The 23,846-nt window shown below is 58.6% G+C and carries 24 protein-coding genes; 12 read left to right on the top strand and 12 right to left on the bottom strand.

Annotated elements, in window-relative coordinates; all coding sequences use genetic code 11:
• Window positions 1-12 precede the first annotated feature (12 nt).
• Together THS5294_RS05375 and regB are read right to left on the bottom strand one after the other, a co-directional pair.
• A complete protein-coding gene (locus tag THS5294_RS05375; RefSeq protein ID WP_058122924.1) occupies window positions 13-1,638 on the bottom strand; it encodes a PAS-domain containing protein in 1,626 nt (541 codons plus the stop codon).
• Between the two features lie 81 nt (window positions 1,639-1,719).
• Window positions 1,720-3,108 carry a sensor histidine kinase RegB gene (regB, locus tag THS5294_RS05370; RefSeq protein WP_233486408.1) on the bottom strand — a complete coding sequence of 463 codons (1,389 nt, stop codon included), beginning with the start codon at window positions 3,106-3,108 and terminating at the stop codon, window positions 1,720-1,722.
• A 145-nt stretch (window positions 3,109-3,253) separates the two neighbouring features.
• Between regB and THS5294_RS05365 the strand changes: the two genes are divergently transcribed.
• Window positions 3,254-3,808, top strand: coding sequence for an ActR/PrrA/RegA family redox response regulator transcription factor (locus THS5294_RS05365; protein WP_038005987.1), 555 nt, complete (start codon window positions 3,254-3,256; stop codon window positions 3,806-3,808).
• Window positions 3,809-3,929: 121 nt separating this feature from the next.
• Here THS5294_RS05365 and THS5294_RS05360 read toward each other — a convergent pair whose 3' ends face one another.
• The 3 genes from THS5294_RS05360 to THS5294_RS05350 all read right to left on the bottom strand — a co-directional run bounded on the left by THS5294_RS05360 (window position 3,930) and on the right by THS5294_RS05350 (window position 6,111).
• Window positions 3,930-4,802 (bottom strand): LysR family transcriptional regulator, encoded by an 873-nt coding sequence (locus THS5294_RS05360; RefSeq protein WP_058122923.1) that lies wholly within the window; start codon window positions 4,800-4,802, stop codon window positions 3,930-3,932.
• A gap of 236 nt (window positions 4,803-5,038) precedes the next feature.
• The gene (locus THS5294_RS05355) at window positions 5,039-5,521 is read right to left on the bottom strand and encodes a GNAT family N-acetyltransferase (RefSeq protein WP_058122922.1); all 483 of its coding nucleotides are present in this window, start codon (window positions 5,519-5,521) and stop codon (window positions 5,039-5,041) included.
• Window positions 5,518-6,111: an HD domain-containing protein gene (locus THS5294_RS05350; RefSeq protein ID WP_058122921.1), complete on the bottom strand. Its 594-nt coding sequence runs from the start codon at window positions 6,109-6,111 to the stop codon at window positions 5,518-5,520. The genes THS5294_RS05355 and THS5294_RS05350 overlap by 4 nt, the downstream gene beginning before the upstream one ends.
• A gap of 192 nt (window positions 6,112-6,303) precedes the next feature.
• Between THS5294_RS05350 and ahcY the strand changes: the two genes are divergently transcribed.
• The 4 genes from ahcY to THS5294_RS05330 all read left to right on the top strand — a co-directional run bounded on the left by ahcY (window position 6,304) and on the right by THS5294_RS05330 (window position 11,818).
• Window positions 6,304-7,692 (top strand): adenosylhomocysteinase, encoded by a 1,389-nt coding sequence (ahcY, locus tag THS5294_RS05345; RefSeq protein WP_038005622.1) that lies wholly within the window; start codon window positions 6,304-6,306, stop codon window positions 7,690-7,692.
• A gap of 161 nt (window positions 7,693-7,853) precedes the next feature.
• The gene (locus THS5294_RS05340) at window positions 7,854-8,195 is read left to right on the top strand and encodes a DUF2853 family protein (RefSeq protein ID WP_058122920.1); all 342 of its coding nucleotides are present in this window, start codon (window positions 7,854-7,856) and stop codon (window positions 8,193-8,195) included.
• Window positions 8,196-8,562: 367 nt separating this feature from the next.
• Window positions 8,563-11,178, top strand: a complete 2,616-nt coding sequence (clpB, locus tag THS5294_RS05335; RefSeq protein ID WP_058122919.1) for an ATP-dependent chaperone ClpB — start codon at window positions 8,563-8,565, stop codon at window positions 11,176-11,178.
• A 52-nt stretch (window positions 11,179-11,230) separates the two neighbouring features.
• The gene (locus THS5294_RS05330; RefSeq protein WP_058122918.1) at window positions 11,231-11,818 is read left to right on the top strand and encodes a hypothetical protein; all 588 of its coding nucleotides are present in this window, start codon (window positions 11,231-11,233) and stop codon (window positions 11,816-11,818) included.
• Between the two features lie 65 nt (window positions 11,819-11,883).
• Here the strand turns inward: THS5294_RS05330 and THS5294_RS05325 are convergent, their stop codons facing one another.
• Complete coding sequence (locus THS5294_RS05325; protein WP_038005629.1) at window positions 11,884-12,372, bottom strand: fasciclin domain-containing protein; 489 nt, start codon at window positions 12,370-12,372, stop codon at window positions 11,884-11,886.
• Between the two features lie 238 nt (window positions 12,373-12,610).
• Between THS5294_RS05325 and THS5294_RS05320 the strand changes: the two genes are divergently transcribed.
• A complete protein-coding gene (locus THS5294_RS05320) occupies window positions 12,611-14,119 on the top strand; it encodes an FMN-binding glutamate synthase family protein (RefSeq protein ID WP_058123035.1) in 1,509 nt (502 codons plus the stop codon).
• Window positions 14,120-14,140: 21 nt separating this feature from the next.
• The gene (locus THS5294_RS05315; protein ID WP_058122917.1) at window positions 14,141-14,503 is read left to right on the top strand and encodes a SpoIIAA family protein; all 363 of its coding nucleotides are present in this window, start codon (window positions 14,141-14,143) and stop codon (window positions 14,501-14,503) included.
• Here THS5294_RS05315 and THS5294_RS05310 read toward each other — a convergent pair.
• Both THS5294_RS05310 and THS5294_RS05305 read right to left on the bottom strand, forming a co-directional pair.
• Window positions 14,500-15,099: an enoyl-CoA hydratase/isomerase family protein gene (locus THS5294_RS05310; RefSeq protein WP_058122916.1), complete on the bottom strand. Its 600-nt coding sequence runs from the start codon at window positions 15,097-15,099 to the stop codon at window positions 14,500-14,502. The two genes, THS5294_RS05315 and THS5294_RS05310, sit on opposite strands and share 4 nt — an antisense overlap.
• Window positions 15,096-15,836 carry an SDR family oxidoreductase gene (locus THS5294_RS05305; RefSeq protein ID WP_058122915.1) on the bottom strand — a complete coding sequence of 247 codons (741 nt, stop codon included), beginning with the start codon at window positions 15,834-15,836 and terminating at the stop codon, window positions 15,096-15,098. Before THS5294_RS05305 ends, THS5294_RS05310 begins: the two co-directional genes overlap by 4 nt.
• Window positions 15,837-15,934: 98 nt before the next feature.
• On the opposite strand from THS5294_RS05305, the gene THS5294_RS05300 reads away from it, so the two are divergent.
• The 5 genes from THS5294_RS05300 to THS5294_RS05285 all read left to right on the top strand — a co-directional run bounded on the left by THS5294_RS05300 (window position 15,935) and on the right by THS5294_RS05285 (window position 20,500).
• The gene (locus tag THS5294_RS05300) at window positions 15,935-17,395 is read left to right on the top strand and encodes a DUF2125 domain-containing protein (protein WP_158508578.1); all 1,461 of its coding nucleotides are present in this window, start codon (window positions 15,935-15,937) and stop codon (window positions 17,393-17,395) included.
• Between the two features lie 128 nt (window positions 17,396-17,523).
• Window positions 17,524-17,685, top strand: coding sequence for a hypothetical protein (locus THS5294_RS18320; protein WP_158508577.1), 162 nt, complete (start codon window positions 17,524-17,526; stop codon window positions 17,683-17,685).
• A gap of 96 nt (window positions 17,686-17,781) precedes the next feature.
• On the top strand, window positions 17,782-19,185 hold the full coding sequence (gene puuE, locus THS5294_RS05295) for an allantoinase PuuE (protein WP_058122913.1): 1,404 nt from the start codon (window positions 17,782-17,784) through the stop codon (window positions 19,183-19,185).
• Window positions 19,182-20,003, top strand: coding sequence for a bifunctional allantoicase/(S)-ureidoglycine aminohydrolase (locus tag THS5294_RS05290; protein WP_058122912.1), 822 nt, complete (start codon window positions 19,182-19,184; stop codon window positions 20,001-20,003). The genes puuE and THS5294_RS05290 overlap by 4 nt, the downstream gene beginning before the upstream one ends.
• The gene (locus THS5294_RS05285) at window positions 20,000-20,500 is read left to right on the top strand and encodes an ureidoglycolate lyase (protein ID WP_058122911.1); all 501 of its coding nucleotides are present in this window, start codon (window positions 20,000-20,002) and stop codon (window positions 20,498-20,500) included. Before THS5294_RS05290 ends, THS5294_RS05285 begins: the two co-directional genes overlap by 4 nt.
• Here the strand turns inward: THS5294_RS05285 and THS5294_RS05280 are convergent, their stop codons facing one another.
• From THS5294_RS05280 to THS5294_RS05265, 4 genes are read right to left on the bottom strand one after another with little or no spacing between them, the layout of a single operon-like run.
• Complete coding sequence (locus tag THS5294_RS05280) at window positions 20,501-21,187, bottom strand: ABC transporter ATP-binding protein (RefSeq protein ID WP_058122910.1); 687 nt, start codon at window positions 21,185-21,187, stop codon at window positions 20,501-20,503. It abuts the gene before it with no gap.
• A complete protein-coding gene (locus tag THS5294_RS05275; RefSeq protein WP_058122909.1) occupies window positions 21,184-21,930 on the bottom strand; it encodes an ABC transporter ATP-binding protein in 747 nt (248 codons plus the stop codon). The genes THS5294_RS05280 and THS5294_RS05275 overlap by 4 nt, the downstream gene beginning before the upstream one ends.
• Window positions 21,927-22,892, bottom strand: coding sequence for a branched-chain amino acid ABC transporter permease (locus tag THS5294_RS05270; RefSeq protein ID WP_058122908.1), 966 nt, complete (start codon window positions 22,890-22,892; stop codon window positions 21,927-21,929). The genes THS5294_RS05275 and THS5294_RS05270 overlap by 4 nt, the downstream gene beginning before the upstream one ends.
• Window positions 22,889-23,809: a branched-chain amino acid ABC transporter permease gene (locus THS5294_RS05265; protein WP_058122907.1), complete on the bottom strand. Its 921-nt coding sequence runs from the start codon at window positions 23,807-23,809 to the stop codon at window positions 22,889-22,891. Before THS5294_RS05265 ends, THS5294_RS05270 begins: the two co-directional genes overlap by 4 nt.
• Window positions 23,810-23,846 lie beyond the last annotated feature (37 nt).

Below are 23,846 nucleotides of genomic sequence, written 5' to 3'. Positions count from 1 at the left end.
CCGCAAGGGCTGTTACGATGACGATGTGGCGGAGGTCTTTTGCTTGCGCTTTTTGGTCGGGGTTGCGTCCACAATGACTTGGTCCGGGGGGGCAATGGCGGGGGCTTTGCCTTTTTCCAAGAAGCCAACAAGGGTCATGCTACCCGCGAGGGGCGAGACGCGTATATGCAACATACGCCCGTCGCGCAGAATGATCGTGTCGAACCATTCCGCCCGTTTGCTGAGCGAACCCACAAAATCGCGCAATTCGCCCCAGACCGGGCTGGGCGCGCTGTTTTCCTTCCACAAGGCGATAGCGTCGGCCGCAGATACCTCCGTCAGGGAGAACCGAGGATCATGTTCCCACATTTCGGAGTAGCGTGCGTTGGACAGCGTAAGTTGGCCTGCGGGTGTGAACACGACAATCGCCTCATCGCCGCTGTCAAAAACGGATTGAAACATCTCTAGCTCAGCGCGGAACCTGCGGGTCACGGATATTTCGGCGCTGATGTCCTCGATCAACAGGGCCACGGCACCGTCTGCATGGGGGCGGCCCGTGACGCGAAACGTTTGACCGGATGCAAGGCTCCAGGTTTCCTCATAGGTGCCGGTGCCTTCGGTCCGCTCTAGCTTGGTCAGGCTATCGCGCCACGATTTGTAGTCCTTTGGTTCGGGCAGGCGTTGGCGTTCACGCAGGTGATCAAAGAATACGGCGAGCTTGGGCCGTTGCGAAAGCCAAGCCCCGTCCAGATCGGTAAGGTTTATCAATGCAGGGTTAAACAAGGCCAACTGGCGGTCCCGATCAAAGATCGCGAGACCGGTAGGCAGGTGTGCGAAGGTCTTGGTGAGCGTTTGGATAAAGTTGCGCAAATTGTCCTCTGCGCGGACGACTTTATCCAAGGGTGTGGCGTGAATGTAGCGGTTGCCGGACACCGGTTCACTGATAGTAAGCTCGAACCAAAGGCTCGTCATCTGGTCATCGCTGGTGATTTTGCGACGTAGGCTCCCGGCTGTTACGGTGGCTTCCTCGGGGAAAATGCGGCCAATCGGCCAAACGCTGGCAGCGGCTTCCCCCTTTTGCTCCGCAAGGCGTTGGCGATAGGCGGCATTGGCCCAAATAATCTGACCCTGCTCATCCTGACACCAGCTAAGCGCGGGGGCGGTTTCGGCTGCCGCACGCAAATTCGCCATATCGCGGGTCAGACTGTCGAGCGTAGATTGGTCAATGCGCACCGTGTCTTGCGCGCGGTCCGCGGCCGAGACGGTGATGCGCAGCAACTCACCATCACGCACACCTAAAACGGTCATCCGGTCTTTGCCCATCGTGCCGTTCAGGCGAAAGGCGCGACCATCTTTGCGCAACCCATTTAGTGCGTCGCTGATGCCGTCGATTAGGTCAGCAAGGGCTTCTTCCAGCGATTCCCACGCGGTGAGGTGATCCACAGGTGTTGGAATAAGAAATCCGGCGCCGCCAGAATGTTCCAGCAAATACCCATCCCGAAAGATAAAGCGTCGGGGTTCGGCGAGCACATCATCGGGTGCGTGTACCGGGCCCGTGCGTACCCGCGGGGCAAGCAAAAGGATGGCAAACAAAGCGGCCAAAGTTGCACAAAAACTTACAAATAAAAGGAGGCCCATAAAGAGTGGATCCATGAGCATTGCATTGCCTTCCTTTAAAACGCCCTCCTTTTTAGGTGAGAGGTGGTTAATAAGGGGTTAACGCTGCTCAGGCTGGCTTAACTATCGATCAATCAACTGGTTCTCACCGAGGGGGCCCATCACGTCGGTAGCCTCCATCACGACCGCCTCACGCGGCCATGTGACATCGACAATTGCGCCCGATCGATCACCGCGCTCCTCGTTTGTCAGGAACGGGTCTGTGCCGTTGGCAAACGCAACCTTGGCGCCGGTCCGCTCCAAAAGGGTTTTGGCAATAAATAGGCCCAAGCCCATCCCCTCATAACCCTTGCGCTGGCTCACCTCACGGGCGGGTTTGCGACGGCGCAGGAAGGGGTCACCGATGCGTCGGATCAACTCGGGCGGATAGCCCGCGCCATCGTCAATCACCCGAATTTGAACCATATTTTGGTTCCAGTGCGCATCGATCCAAACGCGACTATGGGCAAAGTCGACCGCGTTTTGCACCATGTTGCGCAAACCGTGCAAAAGCTCAGGCTTTCGCTGAAGATTGGGCTGCTTTTCATCGCCGCCTATCAGTGGTGTGAAGGTATATAGCAGTTCAATCCCGCGGTCCGAGTGGGGCTCTGCGGCCTCTTTTACCAGCCCCGAAATCGGCACAGAGCGGACGTGTAAATCATCCTTACCGGCGCGGCCCATTGATCGCAAAATGTCGCGGCAGCGGTTGGCCTGCTCGCGGATGAGTTCGGCATCCTCGCGTAGGACTTGGTCGTCCTGAAGCTCTTCTACCAACTCGGAACTGACCAGCTTGATTGTTGCTAGAGGCGTGCCCAATTCGTGGGCTGCTGCTGCGATAACGCCACCCAAATCCGTCAGGCTTTGTTCCCGGGTGAGGGCCATTTGAGTTGCAAAAAGAGCGTCTGACATGGCGTTGCGTTCCTGCGTGACGCGCTGCGCATAGGCCGACAAAAACAAAGCTCCCACGATGATTGCGACCCAAAATCCCCACAGGTAAATTTCCGGCATCTCAAGGATGAAACCCTCCTGCGTGCGTAATGGCACGTGGAAGACGCCGAGCGCAGAGATCAACACAAACGTGACGCAGCCCAGGAAAACGGTGGACCGCAGGGATAGCGCGGTTGCCGAAATAGTGACCGGAGCGATGAATAATAGGGCGAAGGGGTTGTTCAATCCGCCCGTCAGAAACAGCAGAAATGTCAGTTGGGCCACGTCGAACAGCAGTGTGAGCATTGCGTCGCGGTCGCTGAGGCGCTGGTTCACGGGGAACACGGTCATGGCGAGCAAATTGGCGATGACCGATGATCCGACCGCCAAGAAACACAGGCCTAGTTCAACGCGCAATGTCAGGAAAAAGCTTGCAATAACAAGGGTGACCGTTTGGCCCAGTACAGCCAACCAGCGCAGGTTGATCAGCGTCCGCAATCGAATACGATCATCCCGCGCGCCGCCGGAAAAGGGGTTATCTGCCATGCTCATGGTCCCGAAGGGAGGGTGCGGGGCGGCGAGACGCAAGGGTTTTTTAACAATGATGATGCGGTTTTGTGCCTCGGGGCATTTGACCAATGTGTTAATTCCCCATAGCGTGCATGAAAAAAACAGCCCAGGAGTGACCGCAATGGCTGAAAACGAAGCAAGGGATTTGGGGGCCGATCGTACGCTGTTACTGGTGGACGACGATGAACCGTTTCTGAGAAGACTAGAGCGCGCAATGGACAAGCGCGGCTTTGAGGTTGAGGCCGCAAGCAGCGTCGCTGCGGGTATCGCTATTGCGACCGCGCGCCCGACTGCATACGCCGTCGTCGACTTGCGACTTGAGGATGGCAACGGGCTGGATGTTGTTGAAACGCTGCGTGAAAAGCGACCCGATGCGCGTATCGTGGTCTTGACCGGTTATGGGGCGATTGCGACTGCTGTTGCGGCCGTCAAAATCGGCGCGACAGATTACCTGAGCAAGCCTGCGGATGCGAATGACATCACCAATGCGCTGTTGGCTAAGGGCGATGAACTCCCTCCGCCACCCGACAACCCCATGAGCGCGGATCGCGTCCGGTGGGAGCATATTCAGCGGGTGTATGAGCTATGTGATCGCAATGTCTCAGAGACCGCGCGGCGTCTGAACATGCACCGGCGCACGCTTCAGCGTATTCTGGCGAAACGCTCACCGCGATAGCGTTGATATTACTGAGAATTAACGCAGCATGGCGCTCATTAAGATTTGAGCGCTATGCAATCCATTAATAACTGGCCTTAAACAAGTTTGCAAAAACGTTGATTCAGAGATGCGATGCAAGTCATGCGTGGCTCAACAACCAACGCTTAAAGAGCCGTAAGCGCTGTGTTTCAGCGCCCTCTGGGTGGACTATCCAATAGCCAAGACCTTCGGTCGGTTTGGCGAAAACCTCAACTAATGTGCCATCTGCTAAATCGCGTCCGATAAGCGACCGCGATTGGATCGAAAAGCCCAGTCCGCTGCGCACAGCCGCGAGTACAAGCCCATTCGTCGCAAACGTCCGCATCCGAATATCGGGCGCGTGAAAGCCAAAGTCGCGTACAAGCACATGGTGTTCGCCCGGTATGTCGTTGGTCACCCACACGACATCGCCTAGCTCTGCCATGTTGCCTACGGGCTGTGCCGGCGCCAACTGAGGGGCGGCGACGACGATGAATTCTCCGGTCAACAATGGCATGGCGGTCAGGCCGGGCCACGCGCCGTGCCCGTAACGAACCGCGCAATCCACCAGGTCGGTTTTGAAGTTAACCAATGCATTGTTCGGCAAGATCGCCAGTTCAATATCGGGGTGTTTTGCCCAAAAGTCCGAGACGCGGGGCATTAACCAATTTTCTGCAAATGCCAGTGTGCATGACAATGTGAATGGGCGCATCGCAGTGATATCGGACAGGCGTGCGCAGCCCGCGGCGATTGTGCCAAACCCTTCGGTCAAGTGCGTAGCCAGCAGCGCGCCTTCGGGTGTGGGGGCCATACCTTGGCCAGCGCGGGTCATGAGAGTTTGACCAAAGTGTTTTTCGAGCGCGCGGACATGTTGCGCGATTGCTGCATGCGTGACGTTGAGCGTACGAGCCGCCTCAGAATAGCTGCCCGTGCGCACAGCAGCATCGAAGGCCCGCAACGCGGGAAGAGAAGGAAGCGCGCGCCAGTCAATCATAGATGTAAGTTACACTTACATCCTCGAAATTGTCGAGAGTCGCTTTGGCAAAGGCACAAGGGTACATCAAAGACAGATTTGCCATAGGAGGTCATGATGTTTACGAAAGCTCTTGAGATATTTTTTCCCGCAGCTCGTCCCACACAATGGGAGGTGCCACGGTGTGCCAGGCGCCCATGCCTAACAGACCCGGATACAGCCTATAAAATCCATCTAGGTCAGTGGAGCCTTTATCGTTAAAGGTCGAAGCGTTTCCAAACCTTATCAACAATTTGCCCGTCATCTAGCTGATAGCCCTCAACATACTTCCAATCCCGAAACCCGCGGGATTGATAGTAGGGCAGGCCGCTTTCGTTGTCGGCGCGGATATGGGCATTGATCCATTTGTACCCGAGTTTTGAGGCGGCTTTCTTGGTCGCCTCAAATAGCGCAGAACCGATGCCCATCCCGGATTTATCTTGCGCGACGTAGGTGCCGATGTCGCATGCGTCGTCTGGAATTTGATCCCATGGTGCGATCAATTGGAACCCTACGATGTCACCCCCACTTTCAGCGACTGTCCAAGCAGACCGCGCGGGGGCTTTGGCCATCCAGCCGCGGATAAACTCGGCATCCACAGTCTGTGTCAATGCCGTGGTGCCGCCGGTTTCAATGATGGGGTTCAGTAGAGCGGCCATTGCGGCGGCGTCAAACAGCTGGGCAGGGCGCGTGGCGATCATAGGGCCTCCATCAATTGGGCGTGGCGTGCAGTGAATGCATGGCGGACCTCCAGTGGTGGGCGCAACGCGATGCTTAGGCCTTCGGTTATTGCGGGGTCTGGGGCGCCAAACAATTTGTCCGCCTCTGCCTGCGTAAAGCCCGCGATTTGCGTCGCCTCTAACCAAGCGCTGATGCGGTCCGCCTTTTTGATCTGTTTCTTGACGGCGGCGGGGACCTGCGCGGGCACTCCAAACCGGATGTGAATGGCCGCCTGTAGTTTGTCGTCCAGCTTGCCATACCCTGGGCCCACTGCGGCCTTTACCGGGGAAATCATATCGCCGATCACATATTCAGGTGCGTCATGCAGCAGGGCGGCCAATTGCCATTTCACCGGAGCATCCGGGCTCAGCCGTGAATAAAGCGTTTCAACCAAAAGGGAGTGTTCAGCCACGGAATAGGCGTAGTCGCCTTGGGTCTGTCCATTCCAGCGCGCTACGAACGCGAGGCCATGAGCGATGTCCTCAACCTCAATATCCATCGGAGTGGGGTCGAGCAGATCAAGGCGACGCCCCGAGAGCATACGTTGCCAAGCGCGGGCAGGTCGGGCCATGTCTACCTCATTCCTTAATCAGCGATGCGCGACGGCATGACTGACGGTTTTTTGTGCAATCACCATGGTCACACTCTGTCCGGCACGCAAGGTTAGGCGCCAGACCGCCGCGGTCATGCGCAACCATAGACCCTACATGTTTTCAGTGTTATGGCCCCCGTCAAGAAGATCAACCCGAGAGGAGCCGCCCGGATGGCGCTTGATTATATCGTAAAAGACATCGCTTTGGCCGCATTCGGCCGCAAAGAATTGGACATCGCTGAGACCGAGATGCCCGGCCTGATGGCCCTGCGTGAGGAATACGGCGCATCCCAGCCACTCGCCGGTGCGCGCATCGTGGGCTCGCTGCACATGACAATCCAAACAGGCGTTCTGATTGAAACGCTGGTTGCACTGGGTGCGGATGTCCGCTGGGCGTCGTGCAACATTTTCTCAACCCAAGATCACGCAGCTGCCGCTATCGCCGAAGCCGGTGTGCCGGTTTTTGCCATCAAAGGCCAAACCCTTGAGGAGCATTGGGACTACTTGGACAAGTCGTTCATGTTCCCCGAAGGCCCGAACCTGATCCTTGATGATGGCGGCGACGCGACGCTCTACATCCTGCTTGGCGCCCGCGCAGAAGCCGGTGAAGAGATCATCCCCGTACCGCAGTCCGAGGAAGAGGCTGTCATCAAAGCCCAAATCGCCAAGCGTTTGGCTGCGAGCCCCGGTTGGTTCACCAAGATGAAAGAACAGATCCGCGGCGTCTCCGAGGAAACGACAACTGGCGTGCACCGTCTGTATGACCTGCACAAAAACGGCCAGTTGCCCTTCCCCGCGATCAACGTGAACGATTCCGTCACCAAGTCGAAGTTCGACAACAAATACGGCTGTAAGGAATCACTTGTCGACGGCATCCGTCGCGCCACGGACACAATGCTGGCCGGTAAGGTCGCGGTTGTGTGTGGTTACGGTGACGTTGGCAAAGGGTCTGCGGCATCCCTGCAAGGTGCGGGCGCGCGGGTCAAAGTGACCGAAGCTGACCCCATTTGCGCGCTGCAAGCCGCGATGGATGGATTTGAGGTCGTCCTGCTGGAGGACGTCGTATCCTCGGCGGATGTGTTCATCACCACGACCGGTAACAAAGACGTGATCCGCATCGAACACATGCGTGAGATGAAGGACATGGCGATCGTTGGCAACATCGGTCACTTCGACAACGAAATCCAAGTTGCGGCACTGAAAAACCACAAGTGGACGAACATCAAAGATCAGGTGGATATGATCGAGATGCCTTCGGGCAGCCGCTTGATTCTGCTGTCGGAAGGTCGTCTTTTGAACCTTGGCAATGCAACGGGGCACCCATCGTTCGTGATGTCTGCATCCTTTACCAACCAAGTGTTGGCGCAGATTGAGCTGTGGACCAAGGGTGACGAATACCAGCCCGGCGTCTTTATCCTGCCCAAGCATCTGGATGAAAAAGTGGCCGCGCTGCACCTTGCTAAAATCGGCGTGAAACTAACGAAGCTGTCCAAGGATCAGGCCGACTACATCGGTGTGGCCCAAGAGGGTCCTTTCAAGCCCGAGCACTATCGTTACTAAGCCATTTGAAATGGTTTTCTGCGGGGTCCCAGCTTGGGGCCCCGTTTTTTGTGCGTGGCCTTTGGTTAATTTCTCTCTTTGAGAACCGCGGAACAGCGGCTAGCGTGGCATGGCCGCTCCAATTAGGGCGGATGCATGATCCAACAGCTGGGAGACCAAATATGGGTAAGCGCGACGAATTGATTGCAAAATACGCAGATGATTTGAAAACAAAGATTGGTGTAGAGCCTGACATGAGCCTTTTGGAGAAGGTCACGATCGGATGTGGGCCAGCCATTTACAATGCCGATGCGGCGACGGTGGCTTCTTCTCAAGAGGCTGAGCTTGAGACCGTCAAAAACAACTTTTTGATCAAAAAGCTGGGGTTGGCCGATAGCCCTGAGTTGATGGACGGCATCAATGCCGTGATCGAGCAATACGGAAAATCCGAGCGGAATAAGTATCGCGCGGTGGTGTATTATCTGCTGACCAAGCACTTTGGCAAAGAAGCCGTCTACGCGTAGATCGCACGATAGGCTGACACCAAGGCCACGCCTTTGCGCGTGGCCTTTTGCGTAACTTACAACAAATCCTTCCTACTATGGTTTTGATTTGTCTCGGGCTTTGGGTTAGTGAATGTGTGTCCGGACCAGCATGGCCGGGCCCTCAGTTACGCGCCTCAGCTTGCAGGCGCCATGTCCGCGGGTGGTGCAGTCGAGCACGCGGGTGGCAGGAGGGTCCCGGGGGGTCGGGGCCCTCCTATTTTGTTTGTCGCGTTTTGTGCGGACTTGCAGCGCGCAAAAATAATCCCCAAATATTTTGTGAGGCTCGCCGAGCTGTGTGCCAAGATGGGCGCGGCAAGGGTGGGTGCTTTGAGAAGGAGTAGTGCTCATGGACTTGGAGAAGTTCACGGAGCGGTCGCGCGGTTTTTTGCAGGCTGCTCAAACGATTGCGATGCGCGAAAGCCATCAGCAACTGGCCCCCGAACATTTGCTAAAGGCGTTGATGGACGACGATCAGGGGATGGCGTCTAACTTGATTTCGGCCGCTGGTGGCAACGCAAAACGCGTGGCCGAGGCCGTTGATAGTGCCATTGCCAAGCTGCCCAAGGTCAGCGGTGACAGTGGCCAGACCTACATGGATCGCACGCTCGGGCAGGTTCTGTCCGAGGCGGAAAAACTCAGCAAGAAGGCCGGCGATAGTTTCGTCACGGTTGAGCGGATTTTGATGGCGCTCAACATGGTGAAATCCAAAGCCAAGGATGCCTTGGATGCGGGTGGTGTGAATGCGCAAGGCTTAAACGCCGCGATCAATGATATCCGCAAGGGCCGCACCGCTGATAGCGCCTCTGCGGAGGACAGTTATGAGGCGTTGAAAAAGTACGCAACTGACCTGACCGAGGCGGCGCGCGCAGGACGCATTGACCCTATCATCGGGCGGGACGAAGAAATTCGCCGCGCGATGCAGGTGCTGAGCCGCCGAACCAAAAACAACCCCGTTCTGATCGGTGAGCCCGGCGTTGGCAAAACCGCCATCGCCGAGGGTTTGGCCCTTCGCATCATCAACGGTGACGTACCGGAATCGCTGCGCAACAAGACGCTGATGGCGCTTGATATGGGCGCGCTGATTGCTGGTGCGAAATACCGTGGTGAGTTTGAGGAACGGCTCAAGGCTGTGCTGAACGAAGTGACCTCGGCTGCTGGTGAAATCATCCTGTTTATCGATGAAATGCACACGCTTGTGGGCGCCGGTAAATCCGACGGTGCGATGGATGCGGCGAATTTGATCAAACCCGCGTTGGCCCGGGGGGAGTTGCATTGTATCGGCGCCACCACCCTCGATGAGTATCGCAAATACGTCGAAAAAGACGCGGCGCTGGCCCGGCGGTTCCAAACGCTGATGGTCGAAGAACCGACTGTGCCGGACACGATTTCGATCCTGCGTGGCATTAAGGAAAAATACGAACTGCACCACGGCGTGCGGATTTCCGACAGCGCGCTGGTCGCCGCCGCGACGCTTTCGCAGCGTTATATCACGGACCGTTTTCTGCCCGATAAGGCGATCGACTTGGTGGATGAGGCTGCTTCGCGCCTGCGGATGGAGGTCGACAGCAAGCCCGAGGAATTGGATGCGCTGGACCGTGACATCCTGCAAAAGCAAATCGAGGTAGAGGCCCTGCGTCTTGAGGACGACACCGCTTCTCAGGATCGGTTGAAAAAGCTGGAGGCCGAGGTGGCAGACCTGCAACAGCAGTCCGCTGAGATGACCGCCCAGTGGCAGGCTGAGCGTGACAAGCTCGAAAGTGCGCGTGGCTTGAAGGAGCAGTTGGATCGGGCTCGTGTCGATCTGGATGCGGCCAAGCGCGAAGGCAATTTGGCCCGTGCGGGGGAGCTGTCCTACGGCGTGATCCCGCAATTGGAAAAGCAGCTGTCTGATGCCGAAAACCGTGAGGATGAGGTCCTTGTGGAGGAGGCCGTGCGCCCCGAGCAAATCGCTTCTGTGGTGGAGCGGTGGACCGGCGTGCCCGTGTCCAAGATGCTAGAGGGTGAGCGTGAAAAGCTGCTCCGGATGGAGGAAGAAATTGCCTCACGCGTGATTGGGCAGACCCAAGCGGTGACCGCCGTCGCCAATGCAGTGCGCCGTGCGCGTGCGGGTCTGAACGATGAAAACCGCCCCTTGGGCAGCTTTCTGTTCCTCGGCCCAACTGGTGTGGGCAAGACCGAGTTGACCAAGGCGCTGGCTGAGTTCCTGTTCGATGATGACAATGCGATGGTGCGCATTGATATGTCCGAATTCATGGAAAAACACGCGGTTTCGCGGCTGATCGGCGCGCCTCCGGGGTATGTTGGCTACGATGAGGGCGGCGTCCTGACAGAGGCCGTCCGGCGCAGGCCCTATCAGGTCGTGCTGTTCGATGAGGTCGAAAAGGCCCACCCAGATGTGTTCAACGTTCTGCTTCAGGTGTTGGATGATGGGGTGCTGACCGATGGTCAGGGTCGCACTGTCGACTTCAAACAAACGCTGATTATTCTGACCTCAAACTTGGGCGCACAGGCGCTAAGCCAGCTTCCCGACGGTGCCGACGCAGCGGAGGCCAAGCGCGATGTGATGGATGCGGTCCGAGGTCATTTCCGGCCCGAATTCCTGAACCGTCTGGACGAAACGATTATCTTTGATCGTTTGGCGCGCGCCGACATGAATGGCATCGTCGATATCCAACTGCATCGCCTGACCAAGCGGCTCGCGGGGCGCAATATCGTGCTCGAACTGGATGACGCGGCCAAGACATGGCTTGCGGATGAGGGTTATGATCCGGTGTTCGGCGCCCGGCCGCTAAAGCGCGTGATCCAGCGCAGTTTGCAGAACGAGTTGGCCGAGATGATCCTATCGGGTGATGTGGCTGACGGCGCGGTGGTGCCGGTCAGCGCCAGCAGTGATGGTCTGCTTGTGGGGGATCGGATCGCCCGAAGCGACCGCCAACCGCCCCAAGAGGCCGTTGTGCATTAATTGCGAGACGAGGCCCAGAACCGCTGGGCCTCGTTCATTTTATGGGGTGGCGATGTATCTGGAAACAAGCGAGCAGCTGGACGTTTTGCATTCTATGCAGGAAGTCTTGTGGCAATTGCAGCGTGATGAAAAGAACCGCACTAACCTAAAATGGGCTACGATTGCACTGTGTAGTGCGCTCAATAGCATGCTCGTGTGCAATCTTTCAGGTAGTATGCAGATTGGCGCTTTGCGCCAAAATGATGCTGTTACTGAAATACAGCGCTTGAATAACCGGGAACCGATCGCCCCCCAAAAGCTAAAACTCGCGGGGCCGCATGACTTATTGGAGCGTGTGCGGGGATTGTCTAGCCGAATGGAATCTGCAGGTCCTAACATCCAAATCCCTGAATCGGAGGTGCTAAGCTTTCGGGAGCTATTCTCGGTCCGAAATCAGTTTATGCATTTCGAGCCTCAAAGTTGGTTCATTCAGGTGGGCTGGCTTTTGACACATATTTCGACTGGTTCACGCTTGGCTGAGCGTATCGCGACGGACGACTATTCATTGCGACACCTGTCCCAACAGCAACAGATTGAAGTTCGAAACATATGCCCAAAAGTTAAGGCAAGATGCTCGGAGCTGCAGGTTAAGCCCATATGAAAAGGCCCCGGATCGCTCCGGGGCCTTCGTCTTGTGAACTGTCTGAGGCAAGCAGACAGATAGCCTTACATGTCGGCGGGCAGGATCACCTTGTCGATGACGTGGATGACACCGTTCGATGTCTCGATGTCAGCGGTGGTGACGTTCGCGTCGTTGATCATCACACCATTGTCGAGATCGATTGTGATCTCACCGCCCTGTACGGTGGCGGCTTTCATGTCGTCCACAAGATCGGTGGACATCACTGTGCCGGGCACGACGTGATAGGTCAGAACCGCGATCAGCTGCTCTTTGTTCTCGGGCAAGAGCAGGCTTTCGACCGTGCCCGCGGGCAGGGCGGCAAAGGCCTCATCGGTGGGGGCAAACACGGTGAAGGGGCCTTCGGATTTCAATGTGTCCACTAGGTCGGCTGCGCTGACGGCGGCGACAAGTGTTTCAAAGGTACCTGCGCCGACGGCGGTGTCGACGATGTCCTTTTTGCCCATGCTGCCAGCAAAGGCAGGCAGGGTCAGGGCGGTTGTGGCGGCGATGGCAAGTGCTGCAGTGCGAAGCATAGTTTAATTCCCTTTTGTTGTTTGGCCGCCGATGATCGGCTGGCTCGTGTGCAAAAAACACACAAGACAAATTGGGGCGAAAATATAGGTTTCAAGGGCGCCGATGTGGCCGTAAGCGGCGATTTGCCGGTTTTGGGGTCACGTTCATGTGAGCAGGCGGGAGCAGAATTGAGCCCTTGTGAACCATATGGGCGCGTATCACTGTTCGATTAATGGCTTGGAGTTCGATATGATTTTTATGGAAACCGCCGCGTGGGCGTTGCAGATTTTGGCGTTGTTGTTCGTGTTGATTATCGGCGTGATGGTCGCTGCTGGGTTGGTTCTGTTCGTCATCGACCGATCCCAAACTTCTGATGCGATCCGGCGCAATTACCCGGTGATCGGTAGGTTTCGACATATCTTCTCTGAACTGGGCGAATTCTTTCGCCAGTATTTCTTTGCGATGGATCGAGAAGAGCTGCCCTTCAATCGGGCGCAGCGGGATTGGGTCAAACGGGCCAGTGAGGGCGAAAGCAACACGATTGCCTTTGGCTCGACCCGCAACATTTCGGCGCCGGGGACACCCCTGTTCGTGAACAGCCCCTTTCCCCCGCTGGATGATCAATTCGCCAAGACCGAGCCGATGATGATCGGCCCCAACGTGCGCGTGCCCTATGTGGCCAAATCGATTTTTAACCTCAGCGGTATGTCCTATGGCGCGATCTCAAAACCCGCGGTTTTGGCGTTGTCGCGTGGCTGTGCCGAAGCGGGTATTTGGATGAACACCGGTGAGGGTGGCGTGTCGCCCTTTCACCTGCAGGGCGGGGCCGACCTTGTCTATCAGATCGGGACGGCCAAATACGGTGTCCGCGATAAGGACGGCAATCTGAGCGACGAAAAGCTGCGTGAAATCGCGGTACATCCGCAGATTGCGATGTTCGAGATCAAGCTCGCGCAGGGGGCCAAGCCCGGCAAGGGCGGTATCCTGCCCGGTGAAAAGGTGACCGCCGAGATTGCGGCCATTCGGGGTCTTGCCGTCGGCCAAGACGGGATCTCTCCGAACCGTCACCGGGAGGTGAATTCATGGGCGGATTTGCTCGATCTTGTGGCGCGCGTGCGGGATGTTTCGGGCAAGCCTGTCGGGATCAAGGCCGTTGTCGCCGCCCGCGAACCGTTTGAGGAATTGTTCGCCGAGGTCCTGCGCCGCGGCCCTGAAAGCGCGCCAGATTTCATCACCATCGACGGCGGCGAAGGCGGCACCGGCGCGGCACCCATGCCCTTGATGGACCTTGTGGGGATGTCCATCCGCGAAGCCCTGCCGATGGTCAGTAACTTGCGCGATAGCGTCGGCCTGCATGACCGCATCCGGCTGGTGGCCAGTGGTAAGTTGGTCAACCCCGGTGATATCGCATGGGCCATGGCGGCGGGTGCGGACTTTGTGGTGTCTGCGCGCGGGTTCATGTTCGCCTTGGGCTGCATTCAGGCCCTAAAATGCAACAAAAACACCTGCCCCACGGGGATCACGACCCATGATCCGCGTTTTCAAAAGGGACTCGTGGTGGAGGATAAATTCCGCAAAGTCGCGCGCTACGCCAAGGGCGTTGTCCATGAGGTGGAGATGATTGCCCACTCTGTCGGCGTGTCCGAGCCGCGCCTGATGCGGCGGCGGCATGTGCGAATTGTGCAACCCGACGGGACCTCAGTGCCGATGCATGAGCTGTTTCCCCGCGATCTCCCCTCACAAAAGGGGCCGACAATCCCCATATAAGGTGGAGAGAGGAGACGAAAAATGGCGATTAAATATCATGAACACGCAACCCAGCCGGTGTTTGAAATCGAAGTGGCGGGCAAGATCACGCAGGCCGATATGGACAGCGTTCTGCCGCGCCTAGAAGCATTCCTTCAGCGTCACGGCAAGGTCCGTATGGTTGAGGTGATCCCCACCTTCGAAGGCTTCGAGTTGAGCACCATCTGGGAGGGCATCAAGTTTGACGTCGCCCATATTCGTGACATTGACCGGGTGGCGGTGGTCACGGATGTTGGTTGGATCGGCGGGCTCACGCGGGCATTGTGCCGCGTGTCGCCCCTCGAAATCCGGGTGTTTGACATGGCAGAACTCGAGGCCGCCCGCGCATGGGTCGAAGCCCCCTAGATCATCGATTTAATCGCCGCCATGTGGTCGGCTTTGGCTTCGGGGATCAGCGAATGTGCCGCCTCTAGGGGGTTGGTTTCCAAACGGTCCACCAAGCCCCAGATCAAGGCCTCATCGGCGGTGATCTTTTGTCCTGCCACAAGGATCATCTTGGCTCGGGCCGGTCCGACCAATGTCGCAAGGCGGCGCGGGTCGGAGGGTTGCGGCAAGAAGCCCAGTTTTGCCACGGGGTAGAAAAATTTGGCATGAGCGGGTGCAAGACGCACGTCGCAGGCCAAGACCATCCCAAACGCCCCGCCCGCCAGTGTCCCGTTTAGGGCGGCGATGGTCAGGCATGGCAGGCGCACAATCGCGCGAGACAATTCTTCCCATAGGGGCGACAGGGCGAGGCCTGCTTTGGCTTCCTCCAGGTCGGCTCCGGCCGAAAAGACTTTGTCGCCTCCCCCCGTCAGGATCAGGGCGCGCAGGTCGGCCTTGTCGGCCATTTTCACCACTTGGATCAAATCGGCCAGCATCTCGGACGTGAGCGAATTGGCTTTGTCGGGGCGGTTAATCGTGAGGGTCCAGATGTCCTCGCTTTGGTCGAGCTCAATCATGCGCCCAATCCAATCCGTGCGCGGATATCCGCATCCCGTAGTGAGATTTCCTCACCCGCAAACGCGTCCGCATCGGCAGAGCACATCCACATCAACGCGCGCGCAGGCCAGTCCGCAGGGATGTGATCCTCCCACTCTAGGGCGGCGACGGGGCCGACGCCGGACGCCTTGATTTCATGCTGCATCTGCGTTGCGACCGTGCCGGGGGACAAGCCCATGATCCGCAGGCCCGGGTTTTCGCGGTGCGCGCAGCGGGTCAGCATGGCGGCCCCGGCTTTTGATGTGCAGTAGTGGCTCCAACTCTCTAGCGCGTTGTGGGCCGCACCCGATGAAATGGTGATGATCGTGCCGCCTTTGCGCATCTGCGGGATCGCCGCGCGCATGCCGTAAAACACCCCCTTAAGGTTGATATCGATCACTTGGCTCCACGCGTCGGGGTCGCTGTCGGCCAGTGATGCGATCGGCTCAATCACGCCTGCGTTGTTGATGACCACATCAAGGCTGCCAAATTCACGTGCGGCGGCGGATATCGCGGCCTCTACCTCCCAATAGCGGGCCACATCACAAGGGATAGCCAGCGCGTTTGGACCGATTTCACCCGCAATTTCCGCAACCGCGTCACCGTTGCGCGCCAGCAGCGCGACCTGCGCCCCGGCAGCGGCCATCATCCGCGCGGTTGCCTCACCAATGCCTCGGGACGCACCGGTAATCACCACGCCCTTGCCCGTCATATCCATTCTGTCGCCCTCCCGGATGCGCCTTGACCCTGTGTCCCACACACGAAACAAAGAGCTTTGAATATACATTTCAGGAAGGGTACCGGATGTCAAAATGCATGAGCCTGATGGCAAGCACCGCATTTATCATGAGCGCGGGCGCGGCTGTGGCCGACCTATCGGCACCGGACCTTTGGGCTGAGTGGCAAGAGATGCAAGAAGCCCTTGGCACCACAATCACTGCCCAATCCGAAAGCTATGCGAGCGGTGTCCTGACCCTCACGAACGTGGCGACACAAGCCATCATTGATGAGGTCGAAAGCACCGGGCGCATCGCCCAGATCACCCTGCGGGAGCAGGGCGACGGCAGTGTGCGTATCAAATTGGCCCCGGTCTATGCGCTTGGCATCACCGACACGTCGTTCGGTGAAAGCTCGGTCACCACAATGGAACTGCGACACACCGGGCTTGATATCGTCGCCCGCGATGAGGACGGCGCGCGCACTTATGATTATGGCGCGCAGCAGCTCACTTTGGATGTGGGCGACGTAGTGGTCGATGGTGAAACCATGCCGTTTCAGGTCTCTGTCACGGTGAATGACTTGGCCTCGCGCTATGTGATCGACATGGGCAGTGAGGCGCGGCCCTTTCAGTCGCAGGACACAATCGGTGCGATGCAAATCCGGTTCAGCATGTCGGACCCAACTGAGGGCGCGTTCAACATGCAGAGCGATTTCACCAATCTCACAAGCGCGTTTTCCGGCACTTTGAATGCCGCTGATGCGGCTCTGCCACTTGGTCCCTTGGGTGTCGCCCTAAAGGGTGAACTGACCCACGGCGGCAGCAGCGTTCAGTTCGCGGCCGAGGCAACCGATGGTGATATCCAGATGGAGGCCCGCACCGGTGCCGGGACCCTCGCCATGGATATTGACCCAACCAAATTTGGCATCTTTAGCGATACAACCCAAACCGAGATGCGCGCGCTGATCGGGGGCTTTCCCCTCCCGATTGAGGCCAGTGTCGGACGCTCGACCTTTGGCATCGCGATGCCTCTTGCGCGCACCGATGACCCCGCGCCAGTGAACCTTACTTTGGGTCTGCGGGAGGTTGTGCTGAGCGATGTGATCTGGGGCTTGTTTGACCCCCAAGGCATAATCCCGCGCGACCCCGCCACCATCGCCCTAGACCTCGAAGGTACGGCGACTGTCCTGTCGGATCTGACAGACGTCACGAATGACTTTAAGGCGGTCCAAGGCCCCCCCGCCCAGATCAATTCGCTCCGGCTGAATGATCTGGAGGTATCGCTGGGCGGCGCGCAACTCAGCGGGACGGGTGCCGCAACATTCGACAACTCAAGCGTCATTCCCGCGCCTGTGGGCCAGATCAATCTGTCGCTTAGCGGGGGTTTTGGGTTGTTGGATCAACTCGCGACATTGGGCGTGGTTCCACCCGAACAGGTGGGCATGGTGCGGATGATGTCTGGCATGTTCGCGACGCCCACAGGGCCTGATGAACTCGCGTCTGAGATCGAATTCCTCGAAGATGGCTCGATCCTCGTGAATGGCTTTCCGCTGCAATAACCCCGCATTCGTGAACGTTTTCAGGGGCAATCGGCTGGTTTTCGCGGATTTAGGGGGCACCCTTTGACAGGGTCGCCTTTGGTGGCTTAGCATTTTCCAACGTTGACCGGACGTTGGGAGGCTTTGCCATGGACACGCTGTTTTGGGCGTCCTTTGGGGCGATGACGCTTTTGCTACTTGCGCGGTTCGTCGTGCCAATCGTGGCGCCGGGGTCGATGGCCGCTCGACTTTTGACCGCGACGATCAAGTTCGGTGACGATGACGCGGACCCTGACCGCGAACGACGCTAAGCCCCCAAAGACCATCGCGCGACACCGCTCTGAGAGGCATTCCCTGTCGTGTGCGAAGGTCCTAAGCTGCGCGCATCACATCCACAGGAGCGAGCGATGCGCAGATATCCCCGAGATATGGTGGGCTACGGCCCCAAACCCCCAGAGGCCAATTGGCCCGGCGGTGCGCGGATCGCGGTGCAGATTGTCCTCAACTACGAAGAAGGTGGCGAAAACTGTATCCTCCACGATGATCCCGCGTCCGAGGCATTCCTATCCGAAATCGTGGGGGCCGCCGCATGGCCCGGGCAGCGGCATTGGAACATGGAATCGACCTATGAATACGGCGCGCGTGCAGGGTTTTGGCGACTGCATCGCTTGTTCACTCAGATGGACATTCCCCTAACTGTTTACGGCGTGGCCACCGCCTTGGCGCGCAATCCCGAACAAACCGCCGCGATGATCGACGCCGGGTGGGAGATGGCCAGCCACGGGCTCAAGTGGGTTGAACACAAGGACATGCCCGAGCCGCAAGAGCGCGAGAGCATCGCAGCCGCGGTCAAGCTGCACCGCGAAGTCACCGGCTGCCGCCCCGTTGGTTGGTACACTGGGCGGTGTTCTGAAAACACGGTGCGGTTGGTGGCAGAAGAGGGCGGCTTTGCTTATGTCTCTGACAGTTATGCCGATGATCTGCCCTATTGGGTTGAGGTCGGCGCGCGGGATCAATTGGTGATCCCCTACACGTTGGATGCCAACGATATGCGCTTTGCCACGCCCCAAGGGTTCAACGCGGGCGATCAATTCTACAGCTATCTCAAGGACAGTTTCGACGCGCTTTATGCAGAGGGTGGGCGGATGATGTCGATCGGTCTGCATTGCCGGCTGATCGGGCGGCCGGGCCGGGTACAGGCGCTTCGGCGGTTCCTTGAATACGTCGCCGCCCATGAGGACGTCTGGTTTGCGCGGCGGATCGACATTGCGACCCATTGGGCCAAGACCCACCCACATGTGCGGCGCGCCCGGCCCAGCCAGATGAACCGTGACACATTCGTGGCGACCTATGGCGGAATTTTCGAACACTCCCCTTGGGTGGCCGAGCACGCGCACCTGCTGGAACTGGGGCCCGCCCATGACACCGCGATTGGCCTACACAACGCGCTATGCCGAGCGTTTCGTGCGGCGGACCCCGCGCAGCAAATGGCAGTTCTGCGCGCGCACCCTGATTTGGCGGGTAAACTGGCGGCTGCCAAACGGCTCACCGCCGAAAGCACATCAGAGCAGGCAAGCGCAGGGTTGGACGCCCTGACCGATGCGGAGCGCGCACAATTCACCCAATGGAACGCGCAGTACGTCGAAAAGTACGGCTTTCCGTTCATTATCGCGGTCCGGGATCATGACAAGCCGAGCATCATCGCAGCCTTTGAGGCACGGCTCAATTCAGATGCTGACACCGAATTTGCCACCGCTTGTTACAATGTGGAACGCATCGCGCTGCACCGTCTAAAGGACCAGCTGCCATGAGTTATGCGTTTCCCAAGGGCGGCATGATGGGCCAAGACGCGAACCCCGAGGGCACGGCGATCTTTACCGAAGCCTATGCCGTCCTACCCGCAGTCACGCACACGGATATCGTGACCTCGTTCCTGCCCCACTGGGAAGGGACGCGCGCTTGGATCCTCGCGCGGCCTTTGTCGGGTTTTGCCGAGACGTTTTCCCAATACGCGATCGAAATCCAGCCCGAAGGCGGCAGCATGACGCCCGAATTGGATGTGCGCGCCGAAGCCGCTCTGTTCGTTACTCACGGCACGCCCACGCTGACCCTTGGGCGCGATACGTATACCCTGCGCGCGGGCAGCTTCGTTTTTATTCCGGCCAGTGCGGTCTGGACCTTGTGGAACCGGGCAGATGGGCCCTGCGGCATTCATTGGATCCGCAAAAAGTACCAAGAACTGCCGGACATGCCTCCGCCCGAAGCCTTCGTCAGCCATGAAGATGATATCCCGTCTTCTGACATGCCGAACGCTGGCGGGCTGTGGTCAACCAAGCGGTTCTTTGATCCGTTCGATCTGCGCTATGACATGCACATCAACATCGTGACCTTCCAACCCGGTGGTCGCATTCCCTTTGCCGAGACCCACGTGATGGAACACGGTTTGTACGTATTGCAGGGTACGGCGGATTACCTGTTGAACAAGGATTGGGTCCCTGTGGGTGCCGGTGATTTCATGTGGCTGCGTGCGTTTTGTCCGCAGGCCTGTATCGCCACAGGGGATGAGCCGTTCCGCTATCTGCTCTACAAAGACGTCAATCGTCATGCGCCGTTGGAGGGTTTCTTATGAGCACTCAAATCCTAACACCTCGTCCGCTGCGCCCCACGGACTTTGCGCCCTATGGGGATGTGGTTGAGCTGGGCAGTGATCACGTCCTGATCAATGACGGGCGCTGCAAGCGGTTCAGTGACCTTAGCGCGCTTGTCGCCGAAGGGGGCCGCGTGGGGATCAGCCTTTTCCAATCAGAGGTGCAGGCGCTGCCCTACAGCTGCACCCTGCTAGAGCGGCACCCCCATGGCAGTCAGTGTTTCGTCCCGATGGAAGGATGCACGACCCTGTACATCGTGGCCGAGGATGATGCGGGCACGCCGGTGCGCCCCAAGGCGTTTGTTGCCCATGGTCGCCAAGCGGTGAACATCGCGGCGAACACGTGGCACGGGGTTTTGACGCCGCTGTCGGATGGGGGGCTTTACACGGTCATCGACCGTGTGGACGGCGGCCCGAACCTTGAAGAATATCCCTTAGGCATGGCCCTGACGGTCCTGCCCGGCGGCGGGGCCGAGTGATCAAAGCCCAAGGTGGCGGTTTGTGACCTCGGGCGTCAGCTCAGCGATTGTTCCACCCCAAACGCGGGTCCCGCGATCAAGGATCACGGCCGTGTCGGCAATAGCGGACAGCTCCTTAAGGGATTTGTCGATCAGCAGAATACCAAGGCCCGTGTCCTGCTTAAGCCGCGCGATCACGTCCCAAATCGCCTGCCGGATCAGGGGGGCAAGCCCCTCGGTCGCCTCATCCAAGATCAACAGTCGGGGGTTTGTCATCAACGCGCGGCCAATGGCCAGCATCTGCTGCTCTCCGCCGGAAAGGGTCGCCGCACTTTGGTCCAGCCGATCACGCAAACCGGGGAATAGGTCCAGCACCGTTGCTTCGTGCCACGGACCGGGGCGGGCCGCCGCAATCAGGTTTTCGCGCACACTAAGGTTGGGAAAACACCGCCGCCCCTCGGGCACCAACCCGATGCCAGCTTGCGCGGCTTTGTGGGCCGGTAGGGCACGTAGGTCTTTGCTGTCGAATGTAATGGTGCCACCCGCCGGGATCATCCGGCAGATGGATTTGACGGTGGTGGATTTGCCCATCCCGTTGCGGCCCATTAGGGCCACGACTTCCCCCTGCGCCACCTCAAGTGAGACATCGAACAGGGCTTGGGTCGCACCGTAATGCGCGGTCAGGTTTTGGACGGACAAAAGGCTCATGCGTCCTCTCCCAGATAGGCGGCGCGCACATCTGGGTTGGCGCGGATTTCATCGCGCGTGCCCGTCGCGATCAGCTGGCCATAGACCAAGACACTGATCCGATCCGCCAGCGCAAAGACCGCGTCCATGTCGTGTTCCACCATCAAAATCGGCGCCTCATCCCGCAAACCATCGAGGAAACGCGTCAGCCGAGCGGACCCTTCTGCACCCAAGCCTGCCATGGGTTCATCCATCACAAAGGCCCGTGGTTTCAGGGTCAGGGCCACGGCCACTTCTAGCTGACGGCGTTGTCCGTGCGACAGGGCAGCGGTCTGCATATCGGCACTGTCTAGCAGGTCAACACGGTCCAGCGCGGCCTCAGCGGTGGCGCGCAAGTCGGCGTCATGCAGGGCGCCGCGAAAAAGCGGCACACGCCCGCCGCGCGCACCCAACGCACCAAGCACGGCGTTTTGCAGAACCGTGTCCTCCATCGCCAGTGCGCTCACTTGAAATGTCCGACCCAAGCCTGCGCGCGCGCGCTCCGCCACACCAAGAGCTGTCACGTCTTCGCCTAGCAAGTGCACGCTGCCCGCGTCGGGGCGCAACTTGCCTGCGATTTGCTGGATCAGGGTCGATTTGCCCGCGCCATTGGGGCCGATCAATGCATGGATTTCCCCGGGCCGTAGGTCGAGTGAGATACCACGACTTGCCTCAACCGCGCCGAAGTTTTTGGTAATTCCGCGGGTTTCCAAAACGGGGTTCATCGCTTTTCTCCCGCCACGAGGCCGATCAACCCACCGCGCGCAAACAGCACAATCAGCAGGAGTAAGACGCCCAAGCCGATCTGCCAAAACTCACTGATGTCGCCAAGGTGATGTTCTAGGAATATGAACACCGCAGCCCCAACCACGGGCCCATAAAGCCGCGCCACACCGCCAATAAGCAGAAATACGATCAGCTCACCCGACAGTTGCCAGCTAAACATCGTGGGCGAAACAAAGCGGTTCAAATCCGCAAACAGCGCCCCCGCAAGCCCGGTAATCGCGCCCGAAATTACGAACGCCAAAAGGCGCAAGCGAAAGGGCGATAGGCCCACGGTTTCCACGCGGTCCGGGCTTTGGCGCGCCGCGTTCAGCGCTAGGCCAAAGGGTGACGCCTTGAGCCGGGCATGAAGGAACAGCGCCAGCATCAATGCGGTAAACGCGATGGCAAAGAACTGGATGGGGTCCAAGGTGTTCAGGCCGGGAAATCCGTTGCGCACATAGATCGAAAGCCCATCCTCGCCGCCGTATGCGGGCCAAGAGATCGCGAAATAGTAGAACATCTGCCCGAAGGCGAGGGTGATCATAATGAAATAAACGCCCGAAGTGCGCAGCGTCAGCGCGCCAATCGCAAGAGCCGCAAGTCCCGATGACACCAGCGCCGTTAGCCAGATGATCGGCATCGACTTGGTGCCTTCTAGGCCCCAGATCATCGGCTGAAACGTTTGCGCGTGATGGGCCAGAATGCCCATCGCGTAGCCGCCGACACCAAAGAACGCCGCGTGGCCCAGGCTGACTAATCCGCCAATGCCCAGCGCAATATTCAGGCCGACACCCGCCAACGCAAGGATCGCGACCTTGGTGGCCAGCGTGATTGTAAACGGCTCATCCGCCCACAGTGCCCACAATGGCACCGCCAACAGCCCGAGTGTGAGGGCCGCGTTTAACCAACGCTCAGGGATCATGCGCGTACTCCGAACAGGCCCGTTGGTCGCCAGATCAGGACCGCCGCCATCAAGATGTAGATCGCCATAGACGCCAAGGCCGAGCCGACTGTCGCCGCCGAGGATGCGGGCATGAACAGCGCGAACATGCCGGGCAGAAGAAGCTTGCCCAACGTATCCGTCAGCCCCACCAACACCGCGCCCACCAGCGCCCCTTTGATCGAACCGATCCCGCCGATTACGATCACCACAAACGCGAGGATCAAGACCGGCTCACCCATGCCGACCTGTACCGATTGGATTGCCCCCACCAATGCGCCCGCTAGGCCCGCAAGTGCCGCCCCAAGAGCAAAGACGATTGTGTAGAGGCGTGAGATGTCGATGCCGAGGGCTGCGATCATTTCTCGGTCGCTTTCACCGGCGCGGATTTGGATGCCCAGCCGGCTGCGGGTGATCAGCAGCCCAAGCCCAATCGCCACTGCGATGCCAACACCGATCAGGAACAACCGATAGGTCGAATATTCGATCCCTCCGGGCAGGCTGATGGGGCCGGACAAAGCCGCTGGGATGTTGAGGTACAAAGGAAATGAGCCAAAGACCCAGCGCGTGCCTTCGGAAAAAATCAGGATCAATGCGAAGGTCGCAAGCACTTGGTCGAGGTGATCGCGCGCATAGAGCCGCCGGATCACGAGAACCTCAACCAAGGCGCCCGCTGCGGCTGCTGCCGCCAATGCGGCACCCAGCGCCAGCACGAATGAACCTGTGGCCCCGGCCACGGCCGCTGCCGCAAATGCGCCCACCATGAACAGCGACCCATGGGCCAGATTGATCAGCCCCATCACGCCAAACACAAGCGTCAGCCCCGCTGCCATCAGAAACAGGGTCACGCCAAATTGCAGGCCGTTGAGGACCTGCTCGATCAGAAGAATAAGACTCATGGGAGAGCGAAATGGACCGGAGCGTGCCCCGGTCCAG

This window comes from Thalassobacter stenotrophicus, assembly GCF_001458315.1.
Classification (GTDB): Bacteria; Pseudomonadota; Alphaproteobacteria; order Rhodobacterales; family Rhodobacteraceae; genus Thalassobacter; species Thalassobacter stenotrophicus.
The sequence above is the reverse complement of the archived record's forward strand: the minus strand, read 5'-3'. Positions and strand labels throughout refer to the sequence as shown.